Origin of the sequence: Bradyrhizobium sp. STM 3561, from assembly GCF_045571455.1 — a bacterium.
GTDB lineage: Bacteria > Pseudomonadota > Alphaproteobacteria > Rhizobiales > Xanthobacteraceae > Bradyrhizobium > Bradyrhizobium vignae.
On the sequence record NZ_CP120695.1, the window covers coordinates 2,086,882 to 2,108,589 of the forward strand.

21 protein-coding genes are annotated in these 21,708 nt (G+C 64.0%); 12 read left to right on the forward strand and 9 right to left on the reverse strand.

Translation table 11 applies throughout. The features are described 5' to 3' along the window. The first annotated feature begins 34 nt into the window (after window positions 1-34). Window positions 35-1,792, forward strand: a complete 1,758-nt coding sequence (locus tag P6U28_RS09485) for an NAD+ synthase (RefSeq protein WP_407122096.1) — start codon at window positions 35-37, stop codon at window positions 1,790-1,792. A gap of 25 nt (window positions 1,793-1,817) precedes the next feature. Here the strand turns inward: P6U28_RS09485 and P6U28_RS09490 are convergent, their stop codons facing one another. From P6U28_RS09490 to P6U28_RS09510, 5 genes are all read right to left on the reverse strand, one after another. Then, window positions 1,818-2,210, reverse strand: a complete 393-nt coding sequence (locus P6U28_RS09490) for a cytochrome C oxidase subunit IV family protein (protein ID WP_162500331.1) — start codon at window positions 2,208-2,210, stop codon at window positions 1,818-1,820. Between the two features lie 9 nt (window positions 2,211-2,219). After that, window positions 2,220-2,942, reverse strand: a complete 723-nt coding sequence (locus P6U28_RS09495) for a heme-copper oxidase subunit III family protein (RefSeq protein WP_122403849.1) — start codon at window positions 2,940-2,942, stop codon at window positions 2,220-2,222. Window positions 2,943-2,956: 14 nt separating this feature from the next. Next, window positions 2,957-3,661: a cytochrome c oxidase subunit 3 gene (locus tag P6U28_RS09500; protein WP_122403848.1), complete on the reverse strand. Its 705-nt coding sequence runs from the start codon at window positions 3,659-3,661 to the stop codon at window positions 2,957-2,959. Next, on the reverse strand, window positions 3,658-5,436 hold the full coding sequence (locus P6U28_RS09505) for a cbb3-type cytochrome c oxidase subunit I (RefSeq protein WP_407122098.1): 1,779 nt from the start codon (window positions 5,434-5,436) through the stop codon (window positions 3,658-3,660). Before P6U28_RS09505 ends, P6U28_RS09500 begins: the two co-directional genes overlap by 4 nt. A 78-nt stretch (window positions 5,437-5,514) precedes the next feature. Continuing rightward, window positions 5,515-6,348, reverse strand: a complete 834-nt coding sequence (locus P6U28_RS09510; RefSeq protein WP_122403847.1) for a cytochrome c oxidase subunit II — start codon at window positions 6,346-6,348, stop codon at window positions 5,515-5,517. Between the two features lie 533 nt (window positions 6,349-6,881). On the opposite strand from P6U28_RS09510, the gene P6U28_RS09515 reads away from it, so the two are divergent. Continuing rightward, window positions 6,882-7,787, forward strand: a complete 906-nt coding sequence (locus P6U28_RS09515; RefSeq protein WP_122403846.1) for a DUF2189 domain-containing protein — start codon at window positions 6,882-6,884, stop codon at window positions 7,785-7,787. Between the two features lie 160 nt (window positions 7,788-7,947). On the opposite strand, the gene P6U28_RS09520 is transcribed toward P6U28_RS09515, so the two are convergent. Continuing rightward, entirely contained in the window at window positions 7,948-9,138 is a 1,191-nt protein-coding gene (locus P6U28_RS09520) for a DUF2865 domain-containing protein (protein WP_122403845.1), read from the reverse strand. A gap of 130 nt (window positions 9,139-9,268) precedes the next feature. Further along, a complete protein-coding gene (locus tag P6U28_RS09525) occupies window positions 9,269-9,574 on the reverse strand; it encodes a hypothetical protein (RefSeq protein ID WP_407122099.1) in 306 nt (101 codons plus the stop codon). 291 nt (window positions 9,575-9,865) lie between these two features. Here P6U28_RS09525 and cysS point away from each other — a divergent pair, with 291 nt between their 5' ends. The 4 genes from cysS (at window position 9,866) to P6U28_RS09545 (ending at window position 13,936) form a co-directional block, all read left to right on the forward strand. Continuing rightward, window positions 9,866-11,248 carry a cysteine--tRNA ligase gene (gene cysS / locus P6U28_RS09530; RefSeq protein ID WP_407122100.1) on the forward strand — a complete coding sequence of 461 codons (1,383 nt, stop codon included), beginning with the start codon at window positions 9,866-9,868 and terminating at the stop codon, window positions 11,246-11,248. A gap of 115 nt (window positions 11,249-11,363) precedes the next feature. Then, entirely contained in the window at window positions 11,364-11,855 is a 492-nt protein-coding gene (locus P6U28_RS09535) for a GNAT family N-acetyltransferase (protein ID WP_162500330.1), read from the forward strand. Then, a complete protein-coding gene (gene cimA / locus P6U28_RS09540; RefSeq protein ID WP_407122101.1) occupies window positions 11,852-13,450 on the forward strand; it encodes a citramalate synthase in 1,599 nt (532 codons plus the stop codon). The genes P6U28_RS09535 and cimA overlap by 4 nt, the downstream gene beginning before the upstream one ends. A 108-nt stretch (window positions 13,451-13,558) precedes the next feature. Further along, window positions 13,559-13,936, forward strand: coding sequence for a VOC family protein (locus P6U28_RS09545; protein WP_407122102.1), 378 nt, complete (start codon window positions 13,559-13,561; stop codon window positions 13,934-13,936). 4 nt (window positions 13,937-13,940) lie between these two features. On the opposite strand, the gene P6U28_RS09550 is transcribed toward P6U28_RS09545, so the two are convergent. Next, entirely contained in the window at window positions 13,941-14,546 is a 606-nt protein-coding gene (locus P6U28_RS09550) for a TIGR00730 family Rossman fold protein (protein WP_162500329.1), read from the reverse strand. A gap of 201 nt (window positions 14,547-14,747) precedes the next feature. Here P6U28_RS09550 and P6U28_RS09555 point away from each other — a divergent pair, with 201 nt between their 5' ends. From P6U28_RS09555 to P6U28_RS09570, 4 genes are all read left to right on the forward strand, one after another. Continuing rightward, window positions 14,748-16,706: an ABCB family ABC transporter ATP-binding protein/permease gene (locus tag P6U28_RS09555; RefSeq protein ID WP_407122103.1), complete on the forward strand. Its 1,959-nt coding sequence runs from the start codon at window positions 14,748-14,750 to the stop codon at window positions 16,704-16,706. A 54-nt stretch (window positions 16,707-16,760) separates the two neighbouring features. Further along, window positions 16,761-17,483 carry a phosphatidylserine decarboxylase gene (locus P6U28_RS09560; RefSeq protein ID WP_283809970.1) on the forward strand — a complete coding sequence of 241 codons (723 nt, stop codon included), beginning with the start codon at window positions 16,761-16,763 and terminating at the stop codon, window positions 17,481-17,483. 85 nt (window positions 17,484-17,568) lie between these two features. Then, a complete protein-coding gene (locus tag P6U28_RS09565; RefSeq protein WP_407122104.1) occupies window positions 17,569-18,450 on the forward strand; it encodes a CDP-alcohol phosphatidyltransferase family protein in 882 nt (293 codons plus the stop codon). A gap of 120 nt (window positions 18,451-18,570) precedes the next feature. Continuing rightward, window positions 18,571-19,290 carry an RraA family protein gene (locus tag P6U28_RS09570; protein ID WP_162500328.1) on the forward strand — a complete coding sequence of 240 codons (720 nt, stop codon included), beginning with the start codon at window positions 18,571-18,573 and terminating at the stop codon, window positions 19,288-19,290. Window positions 19,291-19,307: 17 nt separating this feature from the next. Here P6U28_RS09570 and P6U28_RS09575 read toward each other — a convergent pair whose 3' ends face one another. After that, on the reverse strand, window positions 19,308-19,601 hold the full coding sequence (locus tag P6U28_RS09575; RefSeq protein WP_122403834.1) for a hypothetical protein: 294 nt from the start codon (window positions 19,599-19,601) through the stop codon (window positions 19,308-19,310). Window positions 19,602-19,896: 295 nt separating this feature from the next. On the opposite strand from P6U28_RS09575, the gene P6U28_RS09580 reads away from it, so the two are divergent. Both P6U28_RS09580 and P6U28_RS09585 read left to right on the forward strand, forming a co-directional pair. Next, window positions 19,897-20,670 (forward strand): motility protein A, encoded by a 774-nt coding sequence (locus P6U28_RS09580; RefSeq protein WP_080138159.1) that lies wholly within the window; start codon window positions 19,897-19,899, stop codon window positions 20,668-20,670. 23 nt (window positions 20,671-20,693) lie between these two features. Beyond that, the gene (locus tag P6U28_RS09585; RefSeq protein WP_122403833.1) at window positions 20,694-21,524 is read left to right on the forward strand and encodes a flagellar motor protein MotB; all 831 of its coding nucleotides are present in this window, start codon (window positions 20,694-20,696) and stop codon (window positions 21,522-21,524) included. The last annotated feature ends 184 nt before the right edge of the window (window positions 21,525-21,708 follow it).

A 21,708-nucleotide genomic window follows, 5' to 3' on the forward strand; every position in this document is an offset into this window, starting at 1 on the left:
CGACCTCTTCGGGAGAGGTGACAGCGAGAGCGCCATGACCGAACGTCTCAACACATTCGCGGTCACGCTCGCCCAGCTCAATCCGACGGTGGGCGACGTGGAGGGCAATGCGGGCAAGGTCCGCGCGGCGCGTGCGCGAGCTGCCGCTGACGGCGCCGATCTCGTGCTGTTTCCGGAATTGTTCATCGCCGGCTATCCGCCGGAGGACCTGGTACGGAAGCCGGCGTTCCAGTCCGCCTGCCGCGCCGTCATCGAGACGCTCGCGCGCGAGACCGCCGACGGAGGTCCGGCGATGCTGGTCGGCACGCCCTGGGTCGAGGAGGGCAGGCTCTACAATGCCTGCGCGCTGCTCGACGGGGGCCGCATCGCCGCACTGCGGTTCAAGTGCAATCTGCCGAACTATGGCGTGTTCGACGAGAAGCGGCTGTTTTCGCGCGGCCCTACTGCCGGTCCCGTCACCGTGCGCGGCGTTCGCATCGGCGTGCCGATCTGCGAGGACATCTGGCTGGAGGAATCCGAGGACTACGAGAACGTGGTCGAGACGCTGGCGGAGACCGGCGCCGAGATCATCCTGGTGCCGAACGGCTCGCCTTATGCCCGGGACAAGAACGACGTGCGCCTCTCGGTCGCGGTGGCACGCGTGACCGAGAGCGGGCTGCCGCTGCTCTATCTCAACCAGGTTTGCGGCCAGGACGAGCTTGTGTTCGACGGCGCATCCTTCGCCCTCAACGGCGATCTCTCGCTTGCGGCGCAATTGCCGGCCTTCGAAGAGAGCATCGTCACGCTGCGCTTCACCAGAAACGGCGACGACTGGCGCTGCACCGGACCGATTGCCGAACTGCCCGAGGGCGACAAGGCCGATTACGCCGCCTGCGTGCTGGGCCTGCGCGACTATGTCGGCAAGAACGGCTTTCCCGGCGTGCTGCTCGGTATTTCCGGCGGCATCGATTCCGCGCTCTGCGCGGCGATCGCGGTCGATGCGCTCGGCGCCGACCAGGTGCACGGCGTGATGCTGCCTTACCGCTATACGGCAGCACACTCGATTGCCGATGCCGGCGAGCTCGCCGGCCATCTCGGCATTCGCTACGAAGTCTTGCCGATCGCGGAAGCCGTGAACGGGTTCGAGACCATCCTGTCCGGCATCTTCAAGAACCTGCCGCCTGATATCACCGAGGAAAACCTCCAGGCCCGCACCCGCGGCACGCTTCTGATGGCGATCTCCAACAAGACCGGCCTGATGGTGGTGACGACGGGCAACAAGTCGGAGATGTCGGTCGGCTACTCCACGCTCTATGGCGACATGAATGGCGGCTTCAACCCCATCAAGGACATCTACAAGACGCAGGTGTTTCGGCTGGCGGCGCTGCGTAACCTCTGGAAGCCGGATGGCGCGCTCGGTCCTGCCGGCGAGGTCATCCCCCCAGACATCATCACGCGTCTGCCGACCGCGGAGCTGCGCGAGAACCAGACCGATCAGGATTCATTGCCCCCTTACGAGGTCCTCGATGCGATCCTCGAACGCCTGGTCGAACGCGAGGAGCCGCTCGACCAGATCATCGCCGCCGGGTTCGACCGCGAGACGGTCACCCGCATCGACCATCTCCTCAACGTTGCCGAATACAAGCGCCGCCAGGCCGCGCCCGGGGTGAAGGTGACGGCGAGGAACTTTGGTCGCGACCGGCGCTATCCCATCACCAACCGCTTCCGCGACAAGGGCGAGCCGCTGCCGGCGCCGGACGAGACGCTGGTCTCGCGCGGCAGCAAGGCGTCGATCGACGCCTTCGAGGGCTGAACTCCAGCTTGAGCGACGGTGGGCCCTATGACGGGGCTGCGAAAAACAGCACCCTCAGGAAGTGCGTGTATTCGGATTCGAGCACCATGATCGACACAAATACCAATACCGCGATCGGCGGCAACAGGATGGCATAGGCCAAGGCCAGCCGCTCCCAGGCCATGTGCATGAAGACGGCGACGATCAGGCCGGCCTTCAACACCATGAACAACAGGATCAGCGACCACCTCAGATAGCCGTGCAGGCCAAAGTAGTCGACGAGGTAGGAGCACGTGCTGAGGACGAACAGCCAGCCCCAGACCACGAGGTAGAGCTTGATCGGGTGCTGTTGACCCTTGGCGTGAACGGCTGCCGTTGCGACTGCGCCATGCGCCGGAGCGTGGAGCTGTCCTTCCATGTGTACCGCCGCGTTTGTCATGCGCCGACCTCACCAAAGATAGAAGAATGCAAAGATGAACACCCACACGAGATCGACGAAGTGCCAGTACAGGCCCGTGATCTCGACGATCTCGTAATACCCCTTGCGGCTCGTGAAGAAGCCGCGCCTTTCGACGTCGAAGTCGCCGCGAAAGACCTTCCGCGCAATGGCGATCAGGAAGATCACGCCGATCGTCACATGGGTGCCGTGGAAGCCGGTGATCATGAAGAAGCTCGCGCCAAATTGCGGGGCACCCCATGGATTGCCCCAGGGCCGGACGCCCTCCATGATCAGCTTGGTCCATTCGAAGGCCTGCATTCCGACGAAGGTTGCGCCGAAGGCTGCAGTGACCAGCATCAGGATTGCGGTTCTCACGCGATCGCGGCGGTAGCCGAAATTGACGGCCATCGCCATGGTGCCGCTGCTGCTGATCAGGATGAACGTCATGATGGCGATCAGGATCAGCGGAATGTGCTTGCCGGCGATGTTGAGAGCGAAGACTTCGCTGGGATTCGGCCACGGCACGGTCGTCGACATGCGCGCCGTCATGTAGGAGAGCAGGAAGCAACTGAAGATGAAGGTGTCGCTGAGGAGGAAGATCCACATCATGGCCTTGCCCCAGGACACGTTCTTGAAGGCGCGCTGATCGGACGCCCAGTCGGCGGCGATGCCGCGCCAGCCTTCAAGCCGCGCAGGCGATTGGCCCGGATCTGTCAGCAGGGTCTCAGCCATCTGGTCTCGCCTCCCTAGCTCAGCAATTGGCGGCAGATGTTGACGAAATCGTCGGTCCAGCCCGTGAGAAGACCGAGCAGGACGAGCCAGACCAGCAGCAGGAAGTGCCAGTAGATGGCGCACAGCTCCACGCTCAAGCGCATCTCGGCGATCTCGGCGCCGCGCCACATCTTGGCCGAGGTTCGGCCCAAGGCCACCAGACCGCCCGTCAGATGCAGCCCGTGCACTGCGGTCAACAGGTAGAAGAAGGAGTTCGCCGGGTTGGACGCCACCAAATATCCGGCGGCCCCGAGCCGTTGCCAGGCCAGGAGCTGTCCGGCGAGGAAAATCACGGCGGATGCTCCGCCCGCGAGCAGACCGATCATGACGCCTTCCGCATCGTATCGTCGCGCGGCCACGTAGGACCATTGCAGCGCGACACTGCTCATGACCAGGACACCCGTATTGACCCACAGCAGCCGCGGTACCGGCAGCGGCCGCCAGTCCGCCACGCTCATGCGCATCGAGTAGGCGCTGATGAAGAGGACGAATAACGCGCTCGCGACAGCGAGAAACACGCCAAGTCCCACCTTCGCTGCCGGCCAGGCCATGGCATCGCCGCCGGGGAAGTCACCGACCGGGCCTTCCTCCAGCCAGGGCTTGGCCGTCAGCCGCTGCTGCGACAGCCACCATCCGGCGATTACCGCAAGCACTGCCAGGAACAGGATGATGGCGCTCACGAAGCGCCTCCCTGAACGAGCTGCGTCGCGCGCGGCGGCTGGTTCTGCGGAATGAAGTCCTCGGCGGCGCCTGGCACGCTGTAGTCATAGGCCCAGCGGTACACGACCGGAAGCTCCTTGCCCCAGTTGCCGTGCCCCGGGGGCGTCTCCGGCGTCTGCCACTCCAGCGTCGTCGCCCGCCACGGGTTGCCGCCTGAGGGCTCACCTTTGAACAAGCTCCAAGCAAGGTTGAACAGGAACACCATCTGGCTGAAGCCGACGGTCAAGGCCACCACCGAGATGAACGCGTTCAGCGAATGGGCCGAAGACGGGATGAACGTCGCATCCCCGAGTTCGAAATACCGGCGCGGAACGCCGAGCAGTCCGAGATAGTGCATGGGGAAGAAGATCAGGTAGGCACCCAAGAAGGTGACCCAGAAGTGAAACTTGCCCAGGGTCTCGTTCAACATCCGTCCCGTGACCTTGGGGTACCAATGATAGATCGCGCCGAGCACGACCATGATCGGTGCCACGCCCATCACCATGTGGAAATGCGCGACCACGAACATGGTATCCGAGAGCGGTACGTCGACGACGACGTTGCCGAGGAAGAGGCCGGTGAGCCCGCCGTTCACGAAGGTGATGATGAAGCCGAGCGCGAACAGCATCGGCACCGTGAGGTGAATGTCGCCGCGCCAAAGCGTCAGCACCCAGTTGTAGACCTTGATGGCGGTGGGGATCGCGATGATGAGCGTCGTGGTGGCGAAAAAGTACCCGAATTGCGGGAACATGCCGCTCACATACATGTGGTGCGCCCATACGATGAAGCTCAGCGCGCCGATGGCCACGATCGCCCAGACCATCATGCGGTAACCAAAGATGTTCTTGCGCGCATGCGTGCTGATCAGATCGGAGACGATGCCGAACGCGGGCAGGGCGACGATGTAGACTTCGGGATGGCCAAAGAACCAGAACAGGTGCTGGAAGAGCAGCGGGCTGCCGCCGCCATATTTCGACAGCGTGCCCATCTCGACGAGCGAAGGCATGAAGAAGCTGGTGCCCAAAAGACGGTCGAGCAGCAGCATGACCGAGGCAACGAACAGTGCAGGGAATGCCAAGAGCGCCATGACGGTCGCCGTGAAAATGCCCCAGACCGTCAGGGGCAGGCGCATCAACGTCATGCCGCGTGTGCGCGCCTGCAGCACCGTCACCACATAGTTCAGCCCGCCCATCGTGAAGCCGATGATGAACAGGATCAGGGACGACATCATGAGAATGATGCCCCAATCCTGCCCTGGCGTTCCGGACAGGATTGCTTGCGGCGGGTAGAGCGTCCAGCCGGCGCCGGTGGGGCCGCCGGGCACGAAGAATGTCGAGGCCAGCACCAGGACTGCGAGCAGGTAGACCCAATAGCTCAGCATGTTCACATACGGAAAGACCATGTCCCGGGCGCCGACCATCAGCGGGATCAGGTAGTTGCCGAATCCGCCCAGGAACAACGCGGTGAGCAGATAGATCACCATGATCATCCCGTGCATGGTGATGAACTGGAGGTACTGATTGGCATCGATGAAAGAGAAGGTGCCGGGGAATCCCAGTTGCAACCGCATCAGCCACGACAGCACCAAGGCCACGAGCCCGATGGCGGTCGCGGTCAGCGAATACTGGACGGCGATTACCTTGGCGTCCTGCGAGAAGACATACCGTGTCCACCAGCTCCGCGGATGATAGAGCTCGACATCGGGTACTTCGGCAGGCGGGATGCCTCGGATCCCTTCATATGGAATATCGACCATAAAAACCTCCTCGGTCGTTTCCATCGGGGATGAGGCCCGGCCTCATTGCACCCGATCCATCTTCGCGGCGGCAGCTTGCTACTTGCCGCCGGGTTGATACGTCGCCTTCACGACGGCTTTTGCCGGCGATAATTCTGCGAACGTCTTTTGTTGCTCCAGCCAGGCGTGATATTCACGCTCTTCGTCGACGATGACCTTGGCGCGCATCTGATAGTGAGCTGCGCCGCAAAGCTCCGCACAGAGAACATCGAACGTTCCGGTTCGGATCGGCGTTATCCAGAAGTAGGTCACCATGCCCGGAACCATGTCCATCTTGGCCCGGAATTCGGGCACGTAGAAATCGTGCAGGACATCAACCGAGCGGAGGAGAACCTTGACCGGCTTGCCTACTTGAAGGTGCAGGTCGCCGTTCTCGATGACGACGTCGTCCTGCGCGTGTTGGTCGTCACGATTGAGACCCATCGGATTGTCGGAAGCGATGTTGCGGACATCGGTTGTGCCCAGCTGCCCATCCTTGCCCGGAAGGCGGAAGCTCCACTGCCATTGCTGGCCCATGACCTCGACCTCGGTGGCATCCGCAGGCACCGTCACGAACTGGTGCCAGACCACGAGGCCAGGCGCGAGCATGGCTGCGACGCCGACGCCGGTCCCGACGCTCAGCCACCATTCGAGCCTTTTGTTTTCCGGATTGTAGTCGGCCCGTCTTCCCTCCTTGTGGTGAAAGCGGAAGACGCAGTAAGCCATGAAGGCGATCACCGCGACGAAAACGAAGCCCGTGATCCAGAACGTGATGTTGATGGTGTGGTCGATATAGGCCCAGTTGGTTGCGATCGGCGTCCACCACCACGGGCTGTAGATATGAAACAGCACCGAGCCGATCGCGACCAGAAGCAGTATCAGTGCGACAGCCATCCTGATCCATCCTTGCCATCGAAGGCTACGGATACGAATCCAGGGCGGAGCTCATGTCTGTCGCGATGGCTGGCCTTTCTGGTTGGCATCTATGCCATCGCCGGCCTCTTGCTTCGCCCATTCCACTGGTCGCGAAATTCAAGAGAACGCTCGCGACCATCAACTCTAAGGGCGTCTGCGTCTAAAATGATCCCAGCCTGATCCGGCGTCAATAGAGCAGTGTGGGTGCCCCAAAGTGGTGCGATAGCCAGGCTGGGCAAACCGACAAAGCATGAGGTGCGCATGTCGCGTCTGGGTGGTGCAACGCACAAGTCGGTGCTGGTGCACAATTCACCCAACCGTGAGTGCAGCCATGCCCCGCGCGCGCTAAGCTTGGGAGGTAAGGTCGCGACGGGTTCCGTCCGGCCAGGCTCGTTCGCTGAACCTGGGTTGCCGTACCTGACCCATCGCGTTTCCTGCTCGTCCGGCGGACACGCGTGGCTGGAAAGCGCGTGTTGTCGAAAACCGCGATCTTCAGCACGGGAGGTCCGTCCATGGCCACTCTCTACTCCCACCACATCGTCAGGCGGCACGTATTCGGTGAAGCAGCCTCGTATCCCATTCGCAAGATCAGCTTGTCCGACCTGACCGAGGCCCTGCGCCTGGGCTGGGAGGATTTCCAGGCGATGCCGAGTCACGCGATCGTCGTGTGCCTGATTTATCCCGTTCTCGGTCTCGTCCTGTTCAGGATGGTGCTCGGCTATTCGGTGCTGCCGCTACTGTTTCCGCTGGCCGCCGGCTTTGCCTTGATCGGTCCTTTTGCTGCGATCGGTCTCTACGAACTCAGCCGCCGTCGTGAGCGCGGCGAGGAGGTCGAAGCGTGGGATGCGATCAAGGTGCTGCGCGCACCGTCGTTCGGCGCCATGATCGAACTCGGCGTGCTCCTGCTGGTCCTGTTCGGGGCCTGGATCGGCGTCGCGAACGCGATCTATGTCTCAATCTTCGGTCATGCGGCGGCCGCAAGCATCCCCGACTTCGCAACGCGCGTGCTGACGACGCCGGAAGGTTGGTCGCTCATCATCATCGGTTGCGGTGTCGGCTTCCTGTTTGCGGTTGTGGCATTGTGCGTCAGCGTCGTGTCATTTCCATTGATGCTCGACCGGCATGCGACCGCGATCGACGCGATCCGCACCTCGCTGCGAGCGGTGGCGGCGAATCCGGTTGCGATGGCCGGATGGGGCCTCATCGTGGCGGCGCTGCTCGTGATCGGCTCGCTGCCGCTCTTCGTTGGTCTCGCCGTCGTTCTTCCGGTGCTCGGTCATGCCACCTGGCATCTCTATCGGCGGATGGTCGAACCCAATCCGAATCCACCGGACGCACCGCCGCCGCCCGCGAGGGGCAGGCGCTACGCAGCAGACTTTCCGGCCAATCTCTTCCCGTGGAGCCGCGAGGGCGAGTAGTAGCGCGCGCTTGAGGGATAACAGTTGCGAGTAAGACGTGCGATTGTGGATTGCTGCATCATCCGCGAAACAGATGATGCAGTACCCTGCGGCACTGCTTGTGTGCACGGAGTACTGGATGCCCCGCCTTCGCGGGGCATGACAGTAAAAGCAGGGCTGCCTACTTCTGCTGCTGCGGCAAGAAGGTTGGACCGACCGACCGGATCGGCTTGTTCTCGGAGTTGACAGCGGGGGCCGTCTCCGCCGGCGGCGTTGCAGGTGCAGTCGCCGTGGTTGGCGCGGGAGCCGCGCCCTTCTTGGCATTGGCAGGCGTGCCCTTGTTGAGCCGCTGTTGCTGCATCTTCCTGGCGCTCTCCTCGGTGACGATGATATCGCCCTGCTGCTCGGCTGCGGCCTTGTCGTCGGCTGATTTCAGCGCATCCGCCCAGGTTTGGCCCGCTGCCTTGCAGGAGCAGGACGGGTTGAACTCGCTGCGGAATTTGAACGCGGTCGGCAGCGCCGTGTAGGGCTGGCCGCCGATCGAGACCGCCGAGTTCATGTCCTCGCCGGGATTGCGATGAGTGTAGAGCACGGCTTCGGCCGCCGGGCACAGCGCCTTGCAGGTCTTCTCATCGTCGGGAAAGCGCGCCGGCACGGTCGCAAACGAGATCGGGAAATAGGCACCGTCGCAGGTGCGCACGCACACCGTGCGGAAGGTGCCGGATTGCGGGCCGAGATCGGAGGGCGGCACGGCTTGCGGATTGTTCGGGTTGTTGCCGCCGCCGAACAAATTGCTCAGGAAGTTGCCGCCGCCTTGCGACTGCGCGGCATTGGCATATTGCGGGCCGCAATTGTTCTGCGCCAGCGCCAACAGGACCGAACGGCGCTGGTTGTCGCGCTCCGGGCTGAAGCCGCCGGGGCCGCCGCCGCGCAGCCGTTCGAGATTGCCGGTGATCTGGTCCAGATTGGCGCGCATTTGCTGGATCTGGGTGTTCACCGGGCCACACTGCGCCGACTGGCCGTTGAACAGCGAAAAGAAGCCGGAGGAGTCGCAGCCCATGCGCTTGGCCTGCATGGTGACGCGATCCAGCTCGGCCTGCTGCTTGGCCTGGGAATCCTGATAGCGGCGGATCTGCTCTTCGCGCGCGGGGTCACCACCGCCGCCGCCACGATCGAGCGCGGCGAGCTGGCCTTCCAGCCGCGCGCACATCGGGTTCGGTCCGAGCCCGTTCTGGCCCGGCTGAGGCGGCGGGCCAGGCGGGCCAGCCTGCGCCAAAGCGCCATTGGCGAGCATGACGGTGCTCAGGAGCACGGTGCAGGCAAGGAGGGAGCGGGCACGGGAGAGAGACAAAAATTCAGGCATATCCGCCATTCTAGCGAGGTCACGGCCCAGCGTGATCTGGGGGGCCGAAGCGCGCCCTCCCAATAGCCGCTTCCTGCGGCATCGTCACGTCGTTTCAGGGACAAAGACCGGTCCTAAGGTCCGCCAGCTCCGAGGGAATTCAGCGCTGGCAGGTGATTGCGACATATTCGTCGCAACGGCCATGGGAGCAGTTTGCGCCAGTTTTGGGGACGGAGCCGGTAATTTCGTCGGGATCGACCCGGCGATAGGCCGAGGCTATCGCAAAATCTCGTGACTGACAGTAGGTGCGCGCAGCGGATGCACCGCATTTGTCGCCTTTGGCCAGGCACTGGTCGACGCCGTAGCCATCCGCCTGATTGGCAATGATGAAAACGCGGGTCTCGGCGCAAGCGCGGGGTGCTGCAAGGATCGCGGCGCTGAAAACGAGCGCGAGCAGGGATCGCATGAAAATACCGAGGCTAAAAATGGAGGAACCGCTGGTTCCAGAATGGCCTCAAATGGTTAGGGGATCATGAACCATCAGGGCGGGCCGCGCGCTTTGCGGAGAAAAAACGGCATTTCCGCGGCTCTTGACGCCGGGGCCCGTGGTGGCCCATATGTGACCGCATGAACGGTCTCCTCGCCATTTGCGCCATTTGCCGCGAGATTACGAGCTAGCGATTCGCTGGCTGGAGCCGTCTTTTCTCAAACACATTGAGAGCCTTGGACGCCCGGCCAACAGCCGACGGGTATCCATATGGAATTGCGCCTTCACGATACGCTGACGAGGGAAAAGCGGACCTTTGTACCGCTCGATCCGAAGAACGTCCGCATGTATGTCTGCGGACCGACCGTCTACGACTTCGCCCATATCGGCAATGCGCGGCCGGTGATCGTGTTCGACGTGCTGTTTCGGCTGCTGCGCCATCTCTATGGCGAAGCGAACGTCAAATATGTCCGTAACATCACCGACGTCGACGACAAGATCAACGACCGCGCCGCGCGCGATTTCCCGGGCCTGCCGCTGAACGAGGCCATCCGCAAGGTCACCGAGCAGACCGGCAAGCAGTTTCACGCCGACGTCGATGCGCTCGGCGCGCTTCGGCCGACCGTGGAGCCGCGCGCGACCGAGCATATCGGCGAGATGCGCGAGATCATCGAAAAGCTGATCGCCGGCGGCTTTGCCTATGTCGCCGAGGACCATGTGCTGTTCTCGCCGCAGGCCATGAACGCGGCCAATGCCGGCCTGCCGCGCTACGGCGCGCTGTCCAACCGCTCACTGGACGAGATGGTCGCGGGCGCCCGCGTCGATGTCGCGCCATACAAGAAGGGCAATACCGACTTCGTGCTGTGGAAGCCGTCCAAGCCGGGCGAGCCGTCATGGCCCTCGCCGGCCGGTATCGCCGCGCACGGTCGTCCTGGCTGGCACATCGAGTGCTCGGCCATGGCCTGGAAGCATCTCGGCGAGCACTTTGACATCCATGGTGGCGGCATCGATCTCGTGTTTCCGCACCACGAGAACGAGGTCGCTCAGACCTGCTGCGCCTTCCACCAGCAGCGCATGGCGAACTATTGGATGCACAATGGCTTCCTGCAGGTCGAGAGCGAGAAGATGTCGAAGTCGCTCGGCAACTTCATCACGATCCACGAACTGCTCAAGGACTGGCCGGGTGAGGTGCTGCGCCTCAACATGCTGAAGACGCATTACCGCTCTCCAATCGACTGGACCATGAAGTCGCTCGAGGAGAGCGCCAAGACGCTCGACGACTGGTACCGCATCGCGGCCGACGCCGTGCCGGGCGAGCCGGATGCGTCGGTGGTCGAACCGCTGCTCGATGACCTCAATACGCCGCAGGCGATCGCGGCGCTGCACGGCCTGCGCGGCAACGATATCGCGGGTCTTGCGGGCTCGTTGCGGCTGCTCGGATTCCTGGCCGAGAGCGCGGCGCAGTGGGAAAGGCGCAAGCAGCAGGCGAGCGGCGTCGATGCCAAGGAAGTCGAGCGTCTGATCGCCGAGCGGACGGCCGCCCGTGGCCGCAAGGATTTCAAGGAGTCCGACCGCATCCGCGATCTGCTCGCTACGATGGGCGTTGCGATCAAGGACTCCAAGGAAGGCACGACCTGGGAGATCGCGCGATGAAGCGGCCCGACACGCCGTTTCCGCGGCATTGGCTCTATTACATCGCGCTGAAGATCGCGCTGCTCGCCGGCGCGGTGGCGATCGTGCTCAAGCTCTATGGGATGTGGTGAGGACGATGGGACAGACTTTGCCAAAGCCCGCACTCAGGCCTTTCCTGCCGGCCGATGTGCCGATCCTCGCCGCGATCTTCACCGCCAGCATCGAGGAGCTGACCGGCGACGACTACAGCGAGGCGCAGCAGGAAGCCTGGATGGCTGCGGCGGAGGACGAGGAGTTCGGCAAGCGGCTCGCCGCCGATCTCACGCTGATCGCAACGCTCGAGGGTTCGCCCGTCGGCTTCGCCTCGCTGCGCGGCAACGATCACATCCGCATGCTCTATGTCCATCCGGCCGTGGCCGGGCAGGGCATCGCGACCATGCTGATCGACGCGCTGGAGAAGCTCGCCGGCGGCCGCGGAGCGACGAGCCTGTCGGTCGATGCCAGCGACAACGCGCAAGGCTTCTTCGCCAAACGCGGCTACACCGCCCAGCAGCGCAACAGCGTCACCATGGGCGACGAGTGGCTCGCCAACACCACCATGAAGAAGACGCTCGGAGCGGGGCAATGAGCAAGCAGCGTCTTTATCTGTTCGACACCACGCTGCGCGATGGGGCGCAGACCAACGGCGTCGATTTCACGCTGGCCGACAAGCAGGTCATCGCGGCGATGCTCGATGATCTCGGCATCGACTATATCGAAGGCGGCTATCCCGGCGCCAACCCGCTCGACACGGAGTTCTTTGGCTCCAAGCCGAAGCTCAATCATGCGCGCTTCACCGCCTTCGGCATGACGCGGCGGGCTGGGCGCTCGGTCTCGAACGATCCGGGCGTCGCGGGCCTGTTGGAAGCGAAAGCGGATGCGATCTGCTTCGTGGCGAAGTCGTCAGCCTATCAGGTGCGCGTTGCGCTGGAGACGACCAAGGAGGAGAACCTCGCTTCGATCCGGGACAGCGTCGCCGCGGCAAAGGCAGCCGGCCGCGAGGTCATGCTCGACTGCGAGCATTTCTTCGACGGCTACAAGGAGGACCCGAGCTTTGCGCTGGCTTGCGCCAAGGCGGCCTATGAGGCCGGGGCGCGCTGGGTGGTGCTGTGCGATACCAATGGCGGCACCATGCCTGATGAGGTCGAGGCCATCGTCACCGAGGTGACCAAGCACGTTCCCGGCGATCATGTCGGCATCCACGCCCATAACGACACCGAGCAGGCGGTGGCCAATTCGCTCGCCGCGGTGCGCGCCGGAGCGCGGCAGATCCAGGGTACGCTGAACGGTCTCGGCGAGCGCTGCGGCAATGCCAATCTCTGCTCGCTGATCCCGACGCTGAAGCTGAAGAAAGGTTTTGCCGACGCGTTCGAGATCGGCGTCACGGCGGAGAAGCTGGCGACGCTCGTCAAGGTGTCGCGCACGCTCGACGACATGCTCAACCGCGTGCCGAACCGGCATGCGGCCTATGTCGGCGAGAGCGCCTTCGTCACCAAAACCGGCATCCATGCTTCCGCCGTGCTGAAGGATCCGCAGACCTATGAGCATGTGCTGCCGGAACTGGTCGGCAATCACCGCAAGGTGCTGGTGTCCGACCAGGCCGGCCGCTCCAATGTCATTGCCGAGCTCGACCGCGCCGGCATTGCCTACGACAAGAGCGATCCCAAGCTGACGCGCCTCGTCGAGGAATTGAAGGAGCGCGAGGCGGCCGGCTACGCCTATGAATCAGCCAACGCTTCGTTCGAGCTCCTGGCGCGTCGCACGCTCGGCAAGGTGCCGCATTACTTCGAAGTCGAGCAGTTCGACGTCAATGTCGAGCAGCGCTATAACGCGCTCGGCGAGCGCGTCACCGTGGCGCTCGCGGTAGTCAAGGTCGACGTCGCGGGCGAGCATCTGATCTCGGCGGCCGAGGGCAACGGCCCCGTGAACGCGCTCGACGTCGCCTTGCGGAAAGATCTCGGCAAGTACCAGAAGTACATCGAGGGCTTGAAGCTGATCGATTATCGCGTGCGTATCCTCAATGGCGGCACCGGCGCGGTCACGCGCGTCCTGATCGAGAGCGAGGACGAGAACGGCGACAGCTGGACCACGGTCGGCGTCTCCCCCAACATCATCGACGCCTCGTTCCAGGCGCTGATGGATTCGGTGATCTACAAGCTCGTGAAATCGGGCGCGCCGGCGTGAGGGACGGCGGCGCTGCAAGCGCCATCATTGCGAGGAGCGAAGCGACGAAGCATCCAGACTGTCTCCGCGGACGCACTCTGCAATGAGGAGGGGAGGGAGCACGGCACAATGATCGACCACATCTCCGTCGGCGTCAGCGATCTCGAGCGCGCCGCCAAATTCTACGAGGCGACGCTCGGCACCCTCGGCCTCACGCGCCTCGTCACGCGGCCGCGGACGGTCGGCTTCGGCAAGGCCTATCCGGAGTTCTGGATCAACTTGCGCGAGGGCATGCCGCCCGTAGCCGCGGAGAGCGGTGTGCACATCTGCCTGCGGGCGAAAACCACGGCTGAAGTCGATGCGTTCCACGCCGCCGCACTATCCGCTGGCGGCGCCTCCGATGGCGCGCCCGGCATTCGCCCGCACGACCGCGTGCGCTACTACGCAGCCTTCGTCTTCGACCCCGACGGTAACCGGATCGAGGCGGTGACGTTTCCGGCAGAGTAGCGCGTTACAGCTTGCGCGCCATTTCCGGGGCGAGCTGCTTTTCCGATTCGGCCACCTGTGCCGCGGCCGCTTTCAGCTTCGGCAGGATCTCCTCGACGCGGTCGGCCTTGAGGATGTCGATTGAAAGGCCAGCGCGGATGAACTCGGTCTGGCGCATGTGCGACAGCAGCGAGAACAGCGGCTCCCAGAAATTGTCGATGTTGGCGAGCAGCACCGGCTTGGCATGACGGCCGAGCTGCTTCCAGGTCATCTGCTCGACCAGCTCCTCCAGCGTACCGACGCCGCCCGGCAGGGCCACGAAGGCGTCGGAGCGTTCGAACATCAGGCGCTTGCGCTCGTGCATATCGGGCGTGACGATCATCTCCTGCACGCGCGTCAGCGCATTCTCGCGCAGCCGCAGGAAGTCCGGGATGATGCCCGTGACGGTGCCGCCATGGTCGAGCACGGAGGTCGCGACCGCGCCCATCAGACCGAGCGAGCCGCCGCCATAGACCAAGCGGATGTTGTTTTCGGCGAGCGCCCTGCCGAACGCCTTGGCGCCTTCGGTGAAGCGGGGATTGGTTCCTGGGCCGGAGCCGCAATAGACACAGACAGTTTGGATCGTGCTCATTGTTGCCATGATGCATTGCAGCGAGGAGGCGTCAAGCCCAATCGGTGATTCGATACTCCCGGAAATCTACCGGTAAACGACGATGAACAATCAAAGATTCGCCATCTGGCGGGGTGCGCGGGCATCGGGAAGGCTCTATATGACGGACGAAAATCGTTAATCGCAGTTGCGCCCGCATCCGGCGGGCTTTCAGGCTTCTTGATGGACCAACCTCAATCGTTCGACGGCGCCGACGTTCCTGACCCTCGCGCCACAGGACCGCAGGCCGGGGCCACGCTGATCGGCACGCTGGCGCATCTGTGGCCCTATATCTGGCCGGGCGATCGTTTCGACCTAAAGATGCGGGTGGTCTGGTCGCTGGTGCTGCTGCTCGCCGCCAAGCTGATCACGCTCGCGGTGCCGTTCAGCTTCAAATGGGCGACGGATGCGCTGACCGGCGCCAACACCGCGCCGGTACAGGCCGACAACTGGCATCTCTGGGTGGTCGCCTCGCCGCTGTTGCTGACCGCGAGTTACGGCGCGATGCGCATCCTGATGGCCGTGCTGACGCAATGGCGCGACGGCATCTTCGCCCGCGTCGCCATGCATGCGGTGCGCAAGCTCGCCACCATCACCTTCATCCACATGCACGAGCTGTCGCTGCGTTTTCACCTGGAGCGCAAGACCGGTGGCCTGACGCGCGTGCTCGAGCGCGGCCGCGAAGGCATCGAGGTCATCGTGCGCATGGTGATCCTGCAGCTGATCCCGACCATTGTCGAGGTCTCGCTGCTGCTCGCGGTGCTGCTCTGGCAATTCGACTGGCGTTACGTGGTCGCCACCCTGATCACGGTCGCGCTCTACATGTACTACACCTACATCGCGACCGAGTGGCGGATCGGCATCCGCCGCAAGATGAACGATTCCGACACCGAGGCGAACACCAAGGCGATCGACTCGCTGCTCAACTACGAGACCGTGAAGTATTTCGGCGCCGAGGCGCGCGAGGCGCAGCGCTACGACAAATCGGTGGAGCGTTACGAGGAGGCGAGCATCCGCACCTACACCTCGCTCGCGGTGCTCAACACCGGGCAGGCCGTGATCTTCACCCTGGGTCTGACCGCGACCATGCTGATGTGCGCGATCGGCGTACGCAACGGCACCAACACCGTGGGCGATTTCGTGCTGATCAACGCCATGATGATCCAGCTGTACCAGCCGTTGAATTTCATGGGCATGGTCTATCGCGAGATCAAGCAGGCGATCATCGACATCGAGAAGATGTTCAACGTGCTGGGCAGAGAGGCGGAGATCAAGGATGCGCCGGACGCGAAGCCGCTGGTCATCTCCGCCGGCACGGTGCGCTTCGAGGACGTGCGCTTTGCCTACGAGCCGACGCGGCCGATCCTGAAAGGCATCAGCTTCGAGGTGCCGGCCGGCAAGACCATCGCGATCGTCGGTCCGTCGGGCGCAGGCAAGTCGACCATCTCGCGGCTGCTGTTCCGCCTGTATGACGTCTCCGGCGGCAAGATCTTGATCGACGGCCAAGATATCCGCAACGTTATGCAGGCCAGCTTGCGCGCGTCGATTGGCATGGTGCCGCAAGATACCGTGCTGTTCAACGACACCATCCGCTACAACATCCGCTACGGCCGCTGGGACGCCAGCGATGCCGAGGTCGAGGAGGCGGCGCGGCTGGCGCAGATCGACCATTTCATTCGCATGGCGCCGAAGGGCTACGAGACCCAGGTCGGCGAGCGCGGCCTGAAGCTGTCCGGGGGCGAGAAGCAGCGCGTCGCGATCGCGCGCACCGTGCTGAAGGCACCGCCGATCCTGGTGCTGGACGAGGCGACGTCGGCGCTCGACACCCATACCGAGCACGAGATCCAGGGCGCGCTCGATCGCGTGGCGAAGAACCGCACCTCGCTGGTGATTGCGCACCGGCTTTCGACCATCGTCGGCGCCGACGAGATCATCGTGCTGGACCAGGGCCGCATCGCCGAACGCGGCACCCACGCGAAACTGCTCGCGCAGGGCGGCCTCTATGCCAGCATGTGGAACAGGCAGCGCGAAGCCGAGGCGGCGCGCGAGAAACTGGCCAAGATGGCCGACACCAGCACGGCGCCCAACCGGGAGCCGCCGCCGGTCGATGACACCCTGACGACGCCCGCCGCGGCGGAGTGAGCTTGTCTCCGATCCCAACTCTGGCCTAAACAAGCCCGCGCGACGACCCGCGCCATTAACCCCAAGCGGCAGATAGCGATGTCCATTCTCGATTCGATCCAGCGTCAGATTCCGCCGATCCACAAGGAGGGCTATCCCTTCATCGGCGGCTTTGCACTGGCAAGCCTGATCCTGTTCTGGCTGTGGTCGCCTCTGGGATGGATCGGCACGATCCTGACGGTGTGGTGCGCGCTGTTCTTCCGCGACCCCGTCCGCGTGACACCGGTGCGCGAGGGGCTGGTGGTGTCGCCGGCCGACGGCCGCGTCTCGATGATCACCATGGCGCTGCCGCCGGCCGAGCTCGGCCTCGGTGACCGGCCATTGCCGCGCATCTCGGTGTTCATGAGCGTGTTCAACTGTCACGTGAACCGCAGCCCGATCGCGGGCAGGGTGGATCGCATTGCCTACCGGCCCGGCCTGTTCATCAACGCCGAGCTCGACAAGGCGAGCGAAGACAATGAGCGCAACTCGCTGGTGATCACGACGCCCAATGCACGGATCGGCGTGGTCCAGATCGCAGGCCTCGTCGCCAAGCGCATCGTCTGCTTCGTCAAGGAGGGGCAGGCGATCGGCGCCGGTGAGCGCTTCGGCCTGATCCGCTTCGGCTCGCGGCTCGATGTGTACCTGCCTGTCGGCACCAAGGCGCTGGTCTCGGAAGGGCAGACCGCAATCGCCGGAGAGACCATTTTGGCCGACCTCGCCGGCGACGACCCGAGCCGCGCCTATCGCGCCAATTAACCAATAGTCGGTGCTTTGGACCCTCCGCCGCAATGGCGGAGGGGGGCGCGGCTTGCTATATCTCGCCTTAAGATAAGGACGAGCCATGACGCCCTACGACTTCAAGGATCCCGATGTCCGCCGCCGGCGGTTCCGACCGATTCCGGTGCGGATGCTGGTGCCCAACGTCATCACGCTGCTGGCGATCTGCGCCGGCCTGACCTCGATCCGACTATCGATCGAGGGGCGGATGTCGCTCGCCGTCTATGCCATCGTGTTCGCAGCCGCGCTCGATGGCATCGACGGCCGCATCGCGCGCATGATCAAGGGTCAGTCCAAGTTCGGCGCCGAGCTCGACAGCCTCGCCGACTTCGTCAATTTCGGCGTCGCGCCCGGCCTGATGCTGTATTTCTGGCAGTTGCACGAGCTCGGCAATGCCGGCTGGATCGCCGCCATGGTGTTCGCGATCTCCGGCGGCCTGCGACTCGCGCGCTTCAACGCCACGATGGATGATCCGAACAAGCCGGCCTTCGCCGCCAATTTCTTCACCGGCGTGCCGGCGCCCGCGGGCGCGATCACGGTGCTGCTGCCGATCTACGTTGCTTTCCTCGAGCTCGGCCGGCTGCCCGCAGCGGTGACGGCTGCCTATACGCTGCTGATCGCCTTCCTGATGGTGTCGCGCCTGCCGGTGTTCTCCGGCAAGACCAAGCGCATGCGCGTCCCACCCGAACTGGTGCTGCCGGCCTTCGTCGGGGTGATCGTCTTCATCGCGCTCCTGATCGCCTATCCCTGGCATGTGCTGTCGATCGGCACGGTGCTGTATCTCCTCGCTTTGCCGCTTGGCTACAAATCCTATCGCGACCAGGCGCGCGCGATGGAAGCCACCGCGCCGTCAGGAGCCGAAGTTCCGTCGCCGCCGTCGGCGCCGACGCTGGCGAATTTGTCGGAGCGGCCGCACGACGACGAACGGCCCGGACGGCTGCACTGAGCGGCCCCGCGCGGATATCTGCCATGAGGCCCGCCTGAGTTGGGTCGAAGCCTGATCTCGGCTATATCGCCTGTGCCGGCGGCATCGCGTCAATCAGCCGCCAATCTGGGAGAGAACGCCGTGACTGATACCGCGACCGGGCCGCTGCCTGCTTCCGTCCTCGAGGCGCTGGGCCGCTACGACACGCCGACGATCTGCAATGCCATGGAGATCGTGGCGCCCGAGCGCCGGCTGATCGGCTACACCACCAAGCAACTGGTCTGTCCGTTCCCAGACCTGCCGCCGATCGTCGGCTATGCCCGCACGGTCACGATCCGTTCAGTGCTGAAATCATCGCTCCCGGCTGAAGAGCAGTCCAAGCGTCGGATCGAATATTACGAATATGTCGGCACCGGCCATGGCCCGCGCATCTCGGTGATCCAGGACATCGACGGGCCCGACGTCGGCTATGGCGCGTTCTGGGGCGAGGTGCAGAGCAGCGTGCACAAGGCGCTCGGCTGCCTGGGCGTGATCACCGACGGCTCGATCCGCGACATCCCGCAATGGGCTCCGGGCTTCCAGGCGCTCGCCGGCTCGATCGGCCCGTCGCATGCCTGGGTGCATGCGGAAAGCTTTGGCGGCGAAGTGCGCGTTGCAGGCATGACCGTGAAGTCCGATGATCTGATCCACGCCGACCGGCACGGCGCCATCGTGATCCCGCTCGACGTCGCCGCGAAGCTGCCGGAGGCTGCCGAACTCTGCGGCCGCCGCGAGACGCCGATCCTGGAGATCGCCCGCAGCCCCGACTTCTCGCTGGAGAAGCTGAAGGCCGCGCTGAAGCGCTCGGCGGAAATCCACTAAGCGCGTGGTTGAACGACCTACGGCCGGGACGCCGGCCGTGGGGCGCCTTGTTCCGCCAGGAACAGAGCCGCCTGGTCCGGCTCACCGAACACAGCGGCGGCGCATCCGATCAAGGTGAAGCCGCCGGCAAGGTCCCAGAGCGTGATGTCTTCGGCATTGTCCGGGAGGTGGATCAATCGCGCTGCGATCACCGCGAAGGCGGCTTCGACAAAGAGCAGGATGCTGAAGGCCGGCAGGACGAGCTCCGGCTCGAGCAGGTGGAACGCCAGCGCCGCGGGCAGCGCAGTGAGAAGGCCGAAGAGCGTCAACATCGCGATGGCTCCCGCGATCGAGCATGCCGCCCCGCTTCAGGATAGCAATTCATCCTTCGTCCCGGATGTGGCGGAGGGCCGCAGCGGACGTGACGTCGTGGCGCGCCGGCTCATGGTTAGCGAAGTGTTGAAATTTCCCATCGCTGGACGGCAATCGCAGCGGCGCGCAGAACACTGTCCGGACTTAACCTTTACGCGGCTTTAAGGGCGGCGCTCTAGGGTTCCGATGCGGTTCGGGGTTGGGCCGCGCCAGCGGCCAGGACGGCCGTTGTTGCGTTCGCGGTTGGAGTCTCCCATGGATATCATGACGGGCGTTGGGCTCACGGCGGGCATCATCGTCATCACCGCGATGATCCTCATGGGCGGCGACCTGCACATGTTCATTTCCGAACATGCGATGATCATCATCTTCGGCGGCTCGATTTCCGCGACCATGATCCGCTTTCCGCTTTCAGCGCTGCTGCACGGCCTTCCGCTCGGCGCCAAGTTCGCCTTCACCATGAGCCGGCTGTCGGCGCACGATCTCGTCGACGAGCTTGCCCGCATCGCCGAGATCGCCCGCAAGCAGGGCCCGGTGGGTCTCGAGAAGGTTGAGACCGACGAGCCGTTCCTCGCCAAGGGCATCCGCTACGTCGCCGACGGCTACGACCTCGACTTCATCCGCGACAATCTCGAGCGCGACCGCGACAACTTCCTGATGCACCTCGACGAGGGCAGCAAGATCTACCGCGCCATCGGCGACTGCGCCCCGGCCTTCGGCATGATCGGCACCCTGATCGGCATGGTGCAGATGTTCGCCAACATGACCGACCCCTCCAAGCTCGGCCCGTTCATGGCGACCGCGCTGCTCGCCACGCTCTACGGTGCGCTGGTTGCGAACCTGTTCTGTCTGCCGATCGCCGACAAGCTGCATGGCAAGCTGCTGGATGAAGAGACCAACCGCACCCTGATCATCGACGGCATCCTGATGATCCGCGACTCCAAAAGCCCGACCTTGGTGCGCGAAATGCTGCTGGCCTACCTGCCGGAGAAGCATCGCCACGCCGAGGGTGAACCGGTGCCGGCCTGATCGTGCGCACCAGGATTTAGGTCATGGCGAAGAAGAAACGCGGGGATGCGCATGGCGGCGGTCACGGCTGGTTCGTGACTTTCGCCGACCTCATGGGCCTCATGATGAGCTTCTTCGTGATGCTCGTCGCGTTCTCCACGCAAGACGCCAACAAGCTGAAGATCGTTGCAGGGTCCATGCGCGACGCCTTCGGCGTGCAGAGCGAAGCGCGCTACGCCGGCATCGTCGAGTCTGACGGTCTGCCGACGCGTCCGCGGCTGAAGAATGTCGATCACATTCAGCCCGAGGACGCCTCGAACACGCCGACACCGGATCAGGAGGACCGCGACCGCACGTCGGGGGCCAAGGTCAAGGTCGACCGCAATTTCGCGCTGGCGGCGGCCTCGTTGCGCCAGGCGTTGCAGGACATGCCGGAACTGACCGAGATGTCCAAGCACATCATGTTCGAGGAGACCAAGCAGGGCCTCAACCTGGAGATCGTCGACCAGGATGGCCGCTCGATGTTCGCCGACGGCTCCAAGGTGCCCTATGACCGCACCCGCCGCCTGGTCGAGAAGCTCGCGATCCCACTCAAGGCCACGCCGCTCCGCGTTTCCATCGCCGGTCACACCGCGGCGGGCTTCGTGCCGACCCGCAGCGACTACGGCGCCTTCGATCTGTCGGCCGACCGCGCCAATGCCGTGCGCCAGATCCTCGAACGCGAGGGCCTGCCGCCGTCGCACTTTTTCGCCGTCTCGGGCAAGGCGGACACCCAGCCGCTGTTTCCGGACGATCCCTCGCTCGCCGCCAACCGGCGGGTGACCATCACGCTGATGCGCGAAGATCCGCCGCTGCCGCCGAATCTGAAGCCGTGAGCATGATCCGCACCCGAAGGGCCTCGTTTGCGCAAAGTAGGCACCGGTTTTCCCGACGAGATCATGCTCGGAAAATAGGCCCCTTGCGTTACCATCTTACCTGAGGCATGTCGTCGCGCAGGCGATGAACGTTGCTGCGGCGTCACAGCTTCTGTCCCGGTGCCTGCTATGGTGGAGGCCGATT

Coding starts and splice junctions, on each gene's coding strand:
- P6U28_RS09565 (WP_407122104.1), top strand. CDS start 17,569: ATGACGCCCTACGACTTCAAGGATCCCGATGTCCGCCGCCGGCGGTTC.
- P6U28_RS09580 (WP_080138159.1), top strand. CDS start 19,897: ATGGATATCATGACGGGCGTTGGGCTCACGGCGGGCATCATCGTCATC.
- P6U28_RS09525 (WP_407122099.1), bottom strand. CDS start 9,574: ATGCGATCCCTGCTCGCGCTCGTTTTCAGCGCCGCGATCCTTGCAGCA.
- P6U28_RS09555 (WP_407122103.1), top strand. CDS start 14,748: ATGGACCAACCTCAATCGTTCGACGGCGCCGACGTTCCTGACCCTCGC.
- P6U28_RS09575 (WP_122403834.1), bottom strand. CDS start 19,601: ATGTTGACGCTCTTCGGCCTTCTCACTGCGCTGCCCGCGGCGCTGGCG.
- P6U28_RS09485 (WP_407122096.1), top strand. CDS start 35: ATGACCGAACGTCTCAACACATTCGCGGTCACGCTCGCCCAGCTCAAT.
- P6U28_RS09515 (WP_122403846.1), top strand. CDS start 6,882: ATGGCCACTCTCTACTCCCACCACATCGTCAGGCGGCACGTATTCGGT.
- P6U28_RS09545 (WP_407122102.1), top strand. CDS start 13,559: ATGATCGACCACATCTCCGTCGGCGTCAGCGATCTCGAGCGCGCCGCC.
- P6U28_RS09585 (WP_122403833.1), top strand. CDS start 20,694: ATGGCGAAGAAGAAACGCGGGGATGCGCATGGCGGCGGTCACGGCTGG.
- cysS (WP_407122100.1), top strand. CDS start 9,866: ATGGAATTGCGCCTTCACGATACGCTGACGAGGGAAAAGCGGACCTTT.
- P6U28_RS09505 (WP_407122098.1), bottom strand. CDS start 5,436: ATGGTCGATATTCCATATGAAGGGATCCGAGGCATCCCGCCTGCCGAA.
- P6U28_RS09535 (WP_162500330.1), top strand. CDS start 11,364: ATGGGACAGACTTTGCCAAAGCCCGCACTCAGGCCTTTCCTGCCGGCC.
- P6U28_RS09510 (WP_122403847.1), bottom strand. CDS start 6,348: ATGGCTGTCGCACTGATACTGCTTCTGGTCGCGATCGGCTCGGTGCTG.
- P6U28_RS09520 (WP_122403845.1), bottom strand. CDS start 9,138: ATGGCGGATATGCCTGAATTTTTGTCTCTCTCCCGTGCCCGCTCCCTC.
- P6U28_RS09550 (WP_162500329.1), bottom strand. CDS start 14,546: ATGAGCACGATCCAAACTGTCTGTGTCTATTGCGGCTCCGGCCCAGGA.
- cimA (WP_407122101.1), top strand. CDS start 11,852: ATGAGCAAGCAGCGTCTTTATCTGTTCGACACCACGCTGCGCGATGGG.
- P6U28_RS09495 (WP_122403849.1), bottom strand. CDS start 2,942: ATGGCTGAGACCCTGCTGACAGATCCGGGCCAATCGCCTGCGCGGCTT.
- P6U28_RS09490 (WP_162500331.1), bottom strand. CDS start 2,210: ATGACAAACGCGGCGGTACACATGGAAGGACAGCTCCACGCTCCGGCG.